Origin of the sequence: Ureibacillus sp. MALMAid1270, from assembly GCF_049202975.1 — a bacterium.
In the GTDB taxonomy this organism is placed as follows: domain Bacteria; phylum Bacillota; class Bacilli; order Bacillales_A; family Planococcaceae; genus Ureibacillus.
The window spans coordinates 54,066-66,638 of sequence record NZ_JBMIRP010000020.1; the positions used below are offsets into that span (position 1 = coordinate 54,066).

Annotated in this window: 8 protein-coding genes; 3 read left to right on the top strand and 5 right to left on the bottom strand. The window is 35.3% G+C overall.

What is annotated here, in order from left to right:
* The first annotated feature begins 6 nt into the window (after positions 1–6).
* Positions 7–4,419: a hypothetical protein gene (locus ACOQFO_RS01720; RefSeq protein ID WP_421687992.1), complete on the top strand. Its 4,413-nt coding sequence runs from the start codon at positions 7–9 to the stop codon at positions 4,417–4,419.
* A 936-nt stretch (positions 4,420–5,355) separates the two neighbouring features.
* Here the strand turns inward: ACOQFO_RS01720 and ACOQFO_RS01725 are convergent.
* The 3 genes from ACOQFO_RS01725 to ACOQFO_RS01735 form a co-directional block, all read right to left on the bottom strand.
* Positions 5,356–5,685 (bottom strand): hypothetical protein, encoded by a 330-nt coding sequence (locus ACOQFO_RS01725; RefSeq protein ID WP_421687993.1) that lies wholly within the window; start codon positions 5,683–5,685, stop codon positions 5,356–5,358.
* A gap of 420 nt (positions 5,686–6,105) precedes the next feature.
* On the bottom strand, positions 6,106–6,330 hold the full coding sequence (locus ACOQFO_RS01730; RefSeq protein ID WP_421687994.1) for a hypothetical protein: 225 nt from the start codon (positions 6,328–6,330) through the stop codon (positions 6,106–6,108).
* Positions 6,306–6,848, bottom strand: a complete 543-nt coding sequence (locus tag ACOQFO_RS01735) for a hypothetical protein (RefSeq protein ID WP_421687995.1) — start codon at positions 6,846–6,848, stop codon at positions 6,306–6,308. Before ACOQFO_RS01735 ends, ACOQFO_RS01730 begins: the two co-directional genes overlap by 25 nt.
* A gap of 358 nt (positions 6,849–7,206) precedes the next feature.
* Here ACOQFO_RS01735 and ACOQFO_RS01740 point away from each other — a divergent pair, with 358 nt between their 5' ends.
* A complete protein-coding gene (locus ACOQFO_RS01740) occupies positions 7,207–7,809 on the top strand; it encodes a class I SAM-dependent methyltransferase (protein WP_421687996.1) in 603 nt (200 codons plus the stop codon).
* 41 nt (positions 7,810–7,850) lie between these two features.
* Here the strand turns inward: ACOQFO_RS01740 and ACOQFO_RS01745 are convergent, their stop codons facing one another.
* On the bottom strand, positions 7,851–10,241 hold the full coding sequence (locus ACOQFO_RS01745) for a DEAD/DEAH box helicase family protein (RefSeq protein ID WP_421687997.1): 2,391 nt from the start codon (positions 10,239–10,241) through the stop codon (positions 7,851–7,853).
* Positions 10,242–10,371: 130 nt separating this feature from the next.
* Between ACOQFO_RS01745 and ACOQFO_RS01750 the strand changes: the two genes are divergently transcribed.
* A complete protein-coding gene (locus tag ACOQFO_RS01750) occupies positions 10,372–11,148 on the top strand; it encodes an NERD domain-containing protein (RefSeq protein WP_421687998.1) in 777 nt (258 codons plus the stop codon).
* Positions 11,149–11,320: 172 nt separating this feature from the next.
* Here the strand turns inward: ACOQFO_RS01750 and ACOQFO_RS01755 are convergent, their stop codons facing one another.
* Positions 11,321–12,427, bottom strand: coding sequence for a type I restriction endonuclease (locus ACOQFO_RS01755; RefSeq protein ID WP_421687999.1), 1,107 nt, complete (start codon positions 12,425–12,427; stop codon positions 11,321–11,323).
* Between the last annotated feature and the right edge of the window lie 146 nt (positions 12,428–12,573).

The window sequence follows — 12,573 nt, forward strand, 5'->3', positions numbered from 1 at the left end:
CAGGGCATGCCATCAATTAGCAAAATCCGTTTTACTAATGTTGTCTATGAGCAAGGTCAAAAAAGATACCACGACGAGCCATTTTATTTTGATGGCCATAACGGAGCCGTCTTATTAGAAAATGGTGGTGGGAAAACGGTATTTATTCAAACCCTCGTACAGGCAATTATTCCCCATACAGATTTAGCGGAGAGAAAAATAAAAGATACACTCAGCCTAGACGAAGGTCCAGCACATATTGCCATTGAATGGATCTTAAATGAGAGACCTCGTCGCTATGTTGTGACCGCTGTCTCACTTTATCGAAAACTAAATGGCATTGAATCGCTTCGATACGTTTACGAGTATGGTGAAAACGATGCACATTCAATTGATAACATCCCGTTTACACAGCATGAGGGAAATGAAAAACGTCCAAGTAGTCGCGGAGAAATGTCAGATTACTACGCCTATATGACTAGTCAGTATAGTAAAAATGCAAAAACGTTTCCTCAATCTATTAAATCCTTTCGAGAGTATATTGAAAACCAATACCATATTATCGGAAACGAATGGGAAAGTATTGTTCAAATTAATGGATCAGAAGGCGGCATTGAAGAATTCTTTGAAAACTGTAAGAAGACAACGGAGTTAATCGACCGATTGTTAATTCCATCGGTGGAAAAAGGAATTACTGGGTATAAAAAAGACACATTCGCTGATATGTTTGAAAACCACCGTGAACAATTTAAAAAATATAAAGAACTCAAAGAAAAAATTGAAGAAAATAAACTCCTACAACAAGAATTGGCGATCTACGTTGAGCAATTTAAAAAAGTGGACGATAAAGAAATAGCCTATCTTCAAGCAAGAAAAACAGCTAAAGGATATCATCAAGTCCTTTTAGAAGAGATAAATCAAGTAGAAAAGCAACTTCTACAACTAGAACAGTCTTTCAACGATTGGCAAAATGAACAACAGCTACTGGAGAGAAAGAAGGCTTCCTGGCGCATTCATAAAGAAAAGGTGATTCTTTCTAATTTGCAAAAAGAAGAACTTGAAATCCAAAATCTTGTGGAGCAACATGAACATAAATTTAAAACTAGTCAAAATGAATACTATTCATTGAAATTGGCACAAATTCAAAAAGAATTGAAAAATGAACGTGACACACTACATGTCGTCGAAAGGGAATTAGAGTCTTTGGACCAGGATGCCTCAACTGAGCAACTATACTTAGAACTCGATGAAATCAATGGGCAACTTCATTATTTATTCTTAGCACTAAAGGAAGAATTCGAAAAGCAAATAAATAGTACGACATTAATGAAAAAACAGCTTGAAGAAATGCGTGATGAAGTTCGAAAAAATCTACTGTCTGTAGCTAGTGAAGTACAGGAGACGCAAGCGAAAAAAGTGAAGGCAGAGACAATAGTAGATGAAAAGTCGAATCAAATGAATTCTATAAAAATGCAGCTTGTCTCCCATGAGGATGAATCCATCGAAGAATTACTTCCACTATGGATTAACCAACAAAATCAATTAGATGAGGAGCAAATTAAACTACATCAACAAATTAAACAACTTACTGTAGCACGACAAGAAACCGAGCTTCAAGTTCAATCAAAAAATGAAGAAATTCGTCAAAAACAATTAGAACATACGAAGAAAGAAGAACGGAAACTTCAGTTCGATCAGGCCCATGAACGAATTAAAAAGCAGCTAGCTACAGCAATGCAACAATGGAGCTTTTTACAATCAGTGTACGATAAAAAATCCTCCATTGAACATCAATTGGAAGAACGTCTTGCAATTCTTCAAGGTAAAAAAGAAGAGGCCTTAATTAAAGAACGTATTGCTAAACGTTATGTCGATGATTATGCTGGGCAAGAATATTTCTTTGCAGACCCTTATATTGAAAAACAAATGCAACAATGGAACCAATTTAGCTATTTAAAAACGGGGATTAATTATATCCAATCTATTGAAAAGGACACCTCTAAGATTGATTATCCATTTTGGGCGACAACATTAATCACCACTGAACAGGAAAAGGATGCACTAATGGATAAGCTTCAATCCGTTCAACATCATTTAACGTATCCAATCTTTGTTCTAACGGTACATGATGCAGCAAGATATGTTAATGGAGAGCATGATTTACGTGAAGTAATTGAACCCGCTATCTGGCAAAATAATGTGAATGCACAAAGTTTTCATGAATGGAAAGCGACGATTTCAAAAGATGCAGAAGAAAAGACATTGGAGCGTCAAGAAATTGAACAGAGCATCCAACTTTGGGAGCATACAAAGCAATCATTCCAAGGCTTTGTAAGCGAATTTCCAATAGAACAATACAATGAATTAACGACAGAAATGACAAGTCTGTCTCATGAACTGGAAATCTTACACCTAGAACACCAGAAGCTTGAGTCTAATCTTCGTGAAATCCAAAAAGATATCGAAATAAAACAAGAGCGGTTAAGTGATATAAAAGAAAAACTTCAAAACTTACAAGAAAAGAGAATTCCGTTAGCGAATGACTATGTCCGCTTACAGAAGGAAATCCAGTATCAACAATCTCAAATTATTGTTTTCCGCCATCGATTAAAAGAACAACAAGAAAATGAAAGTCGATTAAATCGTCAACTGCAGGAAACGTTAGAAGACATTTTGAAAAATCGAGATGACCTAGTAACTTTGAATCTTCAATTAAAAAATGAGGTAGAGAACAATGAAATTTACAAAATAGTTAAAACAACACGACCAATTCCGTCAATAGCCAATAGCAATGCGTTAAAAGAACAAAGAACAAATACCCTCGATAAGTTAAAACAAGTACAAAAAACAAGAGGCGAGTGGGAAGCAAGAAAAGCTAGTAGTAATCAGCGAATCCAGGATTTGGAGCAATCGAGAAAGAGCCTGTACATGGAATATGACAATTTTGATGAAAACCTTGAATTTCCTGTCAATGGTGAAGGGAAAATTAGTTCTTTACAGGTGAGTATTCGCGAATTAGATAAAAAGCTGAAAGAAGAACTAGCGCGATTACAAAATAAGCGTACAGATTGTGCAGTTCAAGAAAGTTCAATTAAACAACTACTACAACAATATAATGAAAAATTTATCAATCAAGAGCTCATTTCCTTTAACGAAGAAGTAATGGTTGTAGAAGAACAACTCCGTTCTGAGCAAACACAATTAACAAAACGACATCAATTTATCAGTCGACAACAAGAGCAGGCGAAACAGTTAAAAATGAATTGTGAAAAGGGCCGACTGCTCTTTGAAAGAAATGAAAAACTTCACAAGTTAAATGATCCTCAACTACTTGAAAATCATTTAACCGATGAAGAAATTCAAGCCTTCACTTACAATCGAATCCTAATCATTGAAAACGTGATTCGTGAATTAGATGACAATATAAAGCAAGTCGATGGGGAAAAAATCTACTTAGGTAAAGCGAAGGAGCAATTTAAAAAGTTTTGCCATTCATTAACAGACCCTAAAATGCGAAAAATTGCGATTGATGGAATTGATACGAAGACGACCTATACGGAAGTGGTTAATCACCATCAATTGCTAGAAGAACAGATTGACAGAACGAATCAGCTCGCAGAATCGTTTATTCGCGATTATGACAAAGAACAACAACAAGTGCTGACGTATATCCATCAACATTTGCGAAAAGTAAGAGAGGATTTATTAGAAATCCCAAGAAGAACAAGAGTAAGAGTAGGGGATGAATGGCGAACAATTTACAAAATTGAAGTGCCAGATTGGGATGAAGAACAGGGAAAAGAGAAGATTCGTGAATATATTAACTGGATATTATCCCAAATCGAACAACACCATTATCTAGATGAAAATGGACTAGAAAATACGATTAAAATTCGCCAATTTTTAGAGAAATCATTGCAAACAGTCCCTTTACTTCGAGATGTGATTGGAAACCAAACAATCAAGGTGAAATGTCTTAAGGTGGAAAGTGACAACCATGTTTCAAAAAATTACTACTCATGGGAACAATCGAATCAATGGTCGGGCGGCGAAAAGTGGAGTAAAAATATGGCCTTATACTTAGGGCTGTTAAATTTCATCGCAGAAAAAAGTCAACATATCCAGTCGAATGTGAAGCGTCATCGTACGGTTGTTTTAGACAATCCATTTGGGAAAGCATCTAGCGATCATGTGTTGAGTCCTGTATTTTTCATTGCAGAGCAACTAGGTTTCCAAGTAATCGCTTTAACGGCCCATGCAGAAGGAAAGTTTTTAGCAGATTATTTCCCTATCATCTATAGTTGCCGTTTACGTCTTCTATCAGGCTCTTCCAAACAAGTCATGACGAAAGAAAAACAAATCCGAACGGCATATTTCCAAGACCACGCGCCAGAAAGTCTAGAACGACTAGGCGAGCGTGAACAAATGACGTTATTTTAAGTGGATAGCTATATAAAAAGTCCATCTAACCTAGGAGCGAGGATGGCTTAAAGATAAAAAAATATCTATCAACCGCTATTTTCAAATACTAAATCAAAACCATATGCGAAAAAAGCTGAAAGAAGATTTAAAGAAATCAGGGTTTCAAGTGAAAGATAAAATTAAAGATTAAAATTTGGAATCAATAAATGGATTTGAAGATTATCATTTACCCGTCAGAACGCACATAAATATGGATGGTTATTGGAGCAGGATTCCTACATTGGGAGGCTGTACCATCCGCAATACTTGGTCAAGTAATAGTGAAGACAATCATTCAAATGCTAGGTGCTTTAGTTGTTGAATCAAAGTTTAGCCATAAAGGATAAACGTCTGAAACAAGCATAGGATTGAACTGCAATCTTATCGGTTTCGGCGAACTGGTGTATCGAAAAAATGAACTATCTAAATTGCATGGGATCGATATTTTAACCTTAAAGATAGATATAAATAAAGAATGCTTAATAAACCTTCCAAAGGTTCAATTAAGCATTTTTTTATTCCCTAAAACTCGTTCTCAAAATTTTTGTCCTCACCATGTCCCTCTTTCTACTTTTTCAAATTATATAAATGGTTGAAGAGACGAAGAGTTTTCGTGAGTTGATGAGGGAGGCTGGGGAGTTTCTGTGGTATGTGGGGGAGGTGGAGAAAACCTGAGGATAGATTGAAAAGTGATTTAAATGTGATTTAAATTACCTGAGATTTGTTAAAATTTTAGTGTAGGAAAATTAGAGTTTGGGTATAATGGATATGAGCTTTCAACTCAAGGATAGGTTATTTTTTATGGTTAAAAGAAGTATTGATACAATCAATACGGCAAACAGAAACAGCGCCTTTTCATTAAAATGGAAGGTGCTGATCTGATTTTATTAGAGAAGTTAGAATACAACTTCATAACTATTTGTTATTATCAACAACACCTAATAACCATTCTTGAACATCATTCGCAATATCAATTCCTATTTTTAAATAAGCTAAACGTGTGCCTTTACCAATTAGAATAACTCTAGGTGACATAGCTTCCTTAGCCGCTTTCAAAATATTTAAAGAATCCATAGGCTCTAGAGTTTCAATTACGATGGTTTCGATGGCATCAATGGGTACTCTGATGGTACCAATTAACCCGCCTGTTTCTAAAAAACGGCCATTTATTTTGAGGAAATTAGTTTTCCAAGTAAATTCAGAATCTGTAACATTGACTCCGTTCTTTCCTCTAAAGAATCCCATTATAAATTCACCTCATATTTTAACAGTTTAATTTCTGACTTTTAGTATGACCTACAAGATTCTATTTATACTATTATTCTAAAATTGTTAATTGTAGCAGAAAAACCATCAGTGCCGCGAATTCTAAAGGAAGGATTATGCGGTTATAGGTGTGGGAACCTCCTTGTTGATTTTAAAAAATTCTTGTATAATAAAGGAAGAAATAGCGTAATGTAAAAAGGACTACCTGATGTTACCGCATCAAGTAGTCAACAATAATAGTTGGTCCCTACAAGGGGATTGGCTGCAAGATAGTACTAACCCATCCGTGCCTGCAAACTCAAGGATGGGTTATTTTTTATTTACTGACGAAAGTATTGATACAATTAACGCTGCGAATTGAGTGTTTATTTTTGATTTTCACATTAATAAAGACTTGTTTTAATAGCGAAATTTCTTCCATTCTTCCTCGGATAAATCCTTCGGTTCAATTCCGCGTTCTTTACAATATTTATCCATATCTCGAACGCGGATTTTTGGAGCTTGACCTGGCGAAACATATACTCCATCTGGGTGCAATTGATCATATAGTTCCATATCTTTTGGGTTCGTCATGTCATTATCACAATCCCTTCTTGTTGCTAAGATTTCTCTTGATTTGGACATATTGTTACACCTCCTGGATAATAAGTATTCACTAGATTCTGTGAAGATTCCGTATCAAAAAAATAATAAGGCTGTCCTTCGAAAACATTGGCAAGTTTTGCACCTAGTTTTTCATAGTATGTTTCATTGATATTTAATTTCGCTATGAGACCTACGTATCCTTCAAAATTATGATATCGTTTTAAACTATAATCCATTGCAAAACACAAAAGGTGTATTCCTATTCCTTTATAAATTTGGGGACTGGCACTAGTTTTACAATGTGGAGCAGCCTCAACTAATTCAATATGAATTAATGCCCTATTGTGATCTTCTACAATTGCTAAAGCGCCTAATATATTTTTATTATCGCCTAAACGAAACATTCCAAACACCCTATTATGTTCATCTTGAAATATCTTAGACCATGTAAATGACCAACCATTTCTTTTAGTGAGTCCGTATTTGGATACATCCTTTTTAGTGAGTGCTTTAAAACATACTTCAAATTGCAAGCCTGTTTTAGTTTCTACAATCACTCCTGCCACATCCCACTTTCTATCATTATATTAGAATTATCCCGTAACGAGATTGTTAGATTGGAGATAAAAAATTGAGTAATTGATTTAACGATTAAATTTTTGCGTTAGATGATCTGTACTATCATTAAACTGTCCTAAACTTACCCCCATTCTAAATAGAGGAGTGAGCCAACCACCCTTGAGTTACCAAACTATTACATTTAAATTATAGCACGTACGTTCGTTTTTATGAATCCCAACTATATGACCAATTGTAAAATAGAGTTAAGTTTACTATTTTCCAATCTATAGAGGGAGAATCAGACCTAATAAAGAATAAATAAATATAGAAATCAACTAACAAGGATTGATCCCTTTGACAAATGAATTTACTAACAAAACAATAAATTACTATAATCAGAACGCATCGGCATTCACTTCAGATACCATTGCAGTAGATTTCGACGAAAAGCACAACGTACTCCTTAAATACCTTCAGCCAGGTGCACACATTCTAGATTTCGGTTGCGGTTCCGGAAGAGACAGCAAAGCCTTTCTCCAAAAAGGCTACCAAGTAACTGCTATCGATGGATCTAGTGAATTGTGTAAGATTGCAAGTGAGTATATTGGTCAAGAAGTGCAATGTAAGAAGTTCCATGAGCTAGATGAAGTGGAAGCCTTCGATGCAGTCTGGGCATGCGCATCTATTCTACATGTTCCGTCGACCGATTTGCCTCAAGTAATTGAAAATATAGAGAGGGCACTAAAGCCAGGCGGTTACTTCTATGTTTCATTTAAATATGGGGATTTCGAAGGGGAACGAAATGGAAGATACTTCACAAATCAAACTGAACAGAGTTTAGAAAAGTTATTGGAGCCTTTCACTCAACTGGAATTGATAGAAACATCCGTCACGCCTGATGTTAGAGTTGGGCGCGGAGATGAAATGTGGTTGAATGGAATTGTGAGAAAGAAATAGGAATAAATGAAGAACCCAGCAGTAAAACTGGGTTCTTTCTGCTAATTATCAAGTTTCCTTGCTTTCCGTTCAAAATATCGTTGCAGTCGATAATTACATATTTCCTCCACCCAGTTAAATAAAATGGATTCCATTTCAGTAGGCACTTCAATTTCAAATTTAAATTCTTTATTAACGAATGAAACAAGCCCTTTACTACTACCCGACCATTTCGTCATGGGCATTCGCTCTATTAGTGAAGTAACTTTTTTCAAATCATCAACAACTGGATCAATGTGCCTCCTAGTCTTTTCGGATAAAAATTGAATGAAGAATGGGGCAACTTCCTCCGCAGTAATCCCTCGATACCAGTTGGTTTTCCCACGTTCAAGCATTGCTTTTAAAACGACCATCTTATAACTTTTCGACATGGCGTTCTTTTCAATTTCATTTAACACATCAAAAAATCGATTAAATACCTCGGTTTCCTCTGAAGTTAGTTCTTCAGCTTCCATAAGCATCCCAACATAAGAACCAAACTCTCGTGATAGATTTAACTCCATCACATTACTCTTCAAGTACATTTCTAAATAAGTAGGTCGACGTCCGAGTTCCAACTTTAACTCAAAATAAGCATCTATGATTTGCTGGCGGTAGTTGCGATTTTTTCTCGCCATTTCTTCTAATAAATCAATCACATCCAAATCAAAATGCAAAACACAATCTGTCATTGGAATCGTTTCGACTTCATTGAACTTTAATCTTTCATTAGGTTTTAATTGTGGCTTAAAGATGCGCAACTTTCGATCCGCATTACGATAATTTCCAATACAATCGATGATTACACAATGTGATTTACCCTCAGCAATTCGCAGCCCACGACCTATTTGTTGAGTGAAAACAGCAATCGATTCAGTAGGACGTATGAATAACAATGTATCAACAGCAGGGATATCGACACCCTCATTAAACAAATCAACAGTAAAAATGATTTCTAAATCACCATTCGTAAACTCCGCAACTAAATTTTTGCGATCAGTTCTTGAATGACTACCAGTTAACACATCTGCATTGATGCCCCTAGATTGGAAATATAAACTTAAGAATTGGGCTTGTTTAATAGAAGAGCAAAAGGCGATTGTTTTAGATTGTTTATATTTCATCCATTCACTAAACACTTTCTCAATCACTCGATCTTGCAATTGACCCTTTAATAACTCTTCCTCGTCATAATGATTGCCTAGCCAGTTAATTTGAGAGTAATCAATCTCATCACGAATCCCATAATAATGAAATTGACTCAACCATTTTCGTGCAATGGCATCAAGAAAATGAATTTGAATGGCAACGTTCCCATCGCAAAGACTGTACACATCTTGATTATCCATCCGATCAGGTGTGGCAGTTATCCCGAGTAAAAACTGTGGCTTAAAATAATCAATCACACGGCTATACGTTTGAGCAACTGCATGATGGAACTCATCAATTACAATGAGATCAAAAGCATCCCTCGAAAATTTGTCTAAATGATATTTCTGCCCGAGAGTATAAACAGAAGCAAACACAAAGTCACTTTCCATATCCTTTTCATTGGCATTAAAAAAGCCTGATGATTTGGATGGATGAACATTAGCAAAAGCACTCTTTGCCTGTTGTAAGATTTCATCTCGGTGAGCGATAAATAATACACGTGTAAACTTGTTTGCAAAAAAAGCAGCAAGATAAGTTTTACCTAACCCCGTTGCAAGGACTGCTAAAGACTTGTCATATCCCTGCTCCATAGTTTCTTCCAAAGCAGACAAAGCAAGCTGTTGAGCAGGGCGAGGTTGGATAATATGGTATGGTTCCTGTTCCTCAGTCACTATAGAAGAGGGAGATTCTATCCCATACATTAAACTAGTTGATTCAGCTTGATCCCACTTAGCCGAGAAAGGTGTCACTTTATTTGCCTCGATATATTTCTCTTCATACAAATTTAAGGTTTCAATGTTTACGGGGATAGTGTTAGGGCTGTAGAAAAGCTTGTGAAACTCATCAATTGCCTGTTCAAATGTATCAGTATCCACTGTATGCAAATTCCACTCAATTCCATTTGTTATCGCTGACTTCGATAAATTAGATGAGCCGACAATTACATGTTGTGAATGACTCTCCCTAAATAAATACGCCTTTGGATGAAAAGATCGTCCATTCGACTGAAACATACGAATCTCCGCATTCGGCAATTGTTCATTTAACAGTCGGAGAGCCTCAGGTTGAGTGATGCACAAATAATCCCCAACAAGAAGCTGAATCTCACAACCTCTAGCCTGAGCCTTCTGCAAAGTCGGCAACATCAACTCAACCCCAGACTTCATGGCAAAAGCAGTAATCCAACAAATTTGAATAGCATCCTCTGCTAAATTGTTTAACTCATCTATTAAGCTGGAGGTGATTAGTTTCATATTTTTCATCCTCAAGATTTTATAGGCTAGTAAAATGTTATTAAAAGTACTGATAGTAGCCCTTGCTTTGATATTATATAATTGGAATATAAATGTAAAATTAACACCTTTAAAACTTATTAGAAAGGAGCAGAACTACATGGAGTTATCTATAATTATTCTATTTGTTATGGTTGTTGCAATGTTCGTACTTAGAATGAAATTCCCAGCCATCAAAGGAGCGATAGGTGAACGGTTTGTTAATAAAAAACTAAGTGAACTTGGCGCAAGCTACAGAGTATTTCATGATTTATATGTCCCAACTGAAAAAGGTGGAACAACGCAGGTCGATCACGTTGTTACATCCCCGTATGGCGTTTTTGTTATTGAAACCAAACATTATGACGGCTGGATACTTGGACAAGAAAATCAAAAGTACTGGACCCAAGTCATCTATAAACGGAAAGAGAAATTATACAATCCAATCTGGCAAAACTATGGCCACATTCAAGCTATCAAGAAATACATAGGAAAAGAAGAATTTGAACCAATCCACTCCATCATCGCATTTTCATCACAATCTACCTTCAAATTCAAAGAAAACTTTAAATCAGCTAAAGTCATCCAGTTCCCACAATTACTAAAAGTCATCAAAGAATGGAATGAAATCAAAATAAGTGAATTTGAATTGAAACAAATTAACCGAGCACTTGAAAGCTTGCTTGTTGAAGATAAAAAAGAAAAGAAGCGACTGCAAAAACAACATGTACAATCATTGAAAACCAATCTGAAAAATCAAAAAGTGAAGGAAGCCGAAAGTATTAAGCAAAATCGTTGCCCGAAATGTGGAGGAGAGTTGTCTCTTAAGAAGGGGAAGTATGGTTCGTTTTATGGGTGTGGAAATTATCCGAGGTGTAGATACACGAAAAAAGTTTAGTAAAATTAGTAGATGAGAAACAATCAACGAAAGAAGAACAAAGTTAAAAACATATTGAAGAATATGATTATAGATTATGATAATACATTTGTCTTTTTAAAAAGAACCGTTCCCATATAGAGACTACAAGCAGTCCAATTTGGAGAACGGTTCTTATATTCATTTGAACAAACTATGCATACTGTCTAGCTGTTTCTAAAATTTGTTCTTTAAAATCAATTAAATCAATAGGTTCATTAAATTCTATTGTAGTACGTTCTTTGTCAGTTCCAGCATCATTTAACACAATGTAGTTACGATTTTCGTTAAAATACACTCGAAGTATCCATCTGCGTATACTGTCATCAATTAAAATATTGAAATAGCTACGGTTATCACGATAGAAAACTCGGTTTGGAGAAATTACGTCTTTTAATATCACCTTTACAACCGAGTATGTTTCTAATTCTTCCAAGGTTGTAACTATGGTGTTTGTTTCGTCAGCTTGTTTTTCGGTTTCTATTCCATTGTCACTTGTCAATTCTTCCTTTGGATCAGGAAGCGTAATATTAATTTTATTATCACCAGTAGATTTTAAAGCCGCGTTCAGTTTATCGTTTACTTGTTCATTAATTATCTGTTTTAATCCTTTAGCGATAATTGGAGAGAACTTTTCAATAGTATTTTTTGTTTTCACACCGTCATAAATTTGGTTAACTAGATATCTGATAAAATCTTCACCTGGGTTTTCAAATTGCTCAGATAAATATAATTTTAAGGCACTCAAATATTTTAGTTCTGAAGCAGCGCTAGAAATATTCTCAACATCAAATGTTTCTTTTCTGAATTTGGCAATTTCTTGAACCTGGCTATCACGTAGTTCATTAATATTAAAAATGAAGAATGGCGTTGTATCCATTTTATTTGTCTCTTCTAAATCAGTGAAAAATTTATATTCAACCCCATTAGTTAAGATACCGAACTTGGCTGAAGTTGTCCCAAAATAACGGAAAAGCTGTGAATCATGTTTAGTAAGTTTCTCGTTAATACTCTTACATTCAATTAATATAATAGGCTCTCCATCCATTAAAATCGCATAATCCACTTTTTCTCCCTTTTTGATACCAACGTCCGCAGTAAATTCAGGACAGAACTCTAAAGGATTGAACACATCATAACCTAAAAGTTGAAAAAAAGGCATTACGATTGCTGTTTTTGTAGCTTCCTCAGTTGAAATGGAATCTCTTAATGTACCAATACGTTTTGCTAAATTTTTTAACTGTTCTGCAAATTGCTCCAATGTTTATCCCTCCTATTTTAGGTGGGATTTTTTAATGTTCATTTTTTTAAAACTGGAAATTAATTATCAAAATATTTTCACGAATTCGACAAGAAACACTTGACTTTTCAAAAACACCACAATAATCGCCGGTGAAGGGATTATTT

What these genes read in the sequence shown, in the direction of transcription:
- ACOQFO_RS01720 (WP_421687992.1), top strand. Translation starts at nt 7, where the DNA reads ATGCCATCAATTAGCAAAATCCGTTTTACTAATGTTGTCTATGAGCAA.
- ACOQFO_RS01725 (WP_421687993.1), bottom strand. Translation starts at nt 5,685, where the DNA reads ATGGGATTCTTTAGAGGAAAGAACGGAGTCAATGTTACAGATTCTGAA.
- ACOQFO_RS01730 (WP_421687994.1), bottom strand. Translation starts at nt 6,330, where the DNA reads ATGTCCAAATCAAGAGAAATCTTAGCAACAAGAAGGGATTGTGATAAT.
- ACOQFO_RS01745 (WP_421687997.1), bottom strand. Translation starts at nt 10,241, where the DNA reads ATGAAAAATATGAAACTAATCACCTCCAGCTTAATAGATGAGTTAAAC.
- ACOQFO_RS01750 (WP_421687998.1), top strand. Translation starts at nt 10,372, where the DNA reads ATGGAGTTATCTATAATTATTCTATTTGTTATGGTTGTTGCAATGTTC.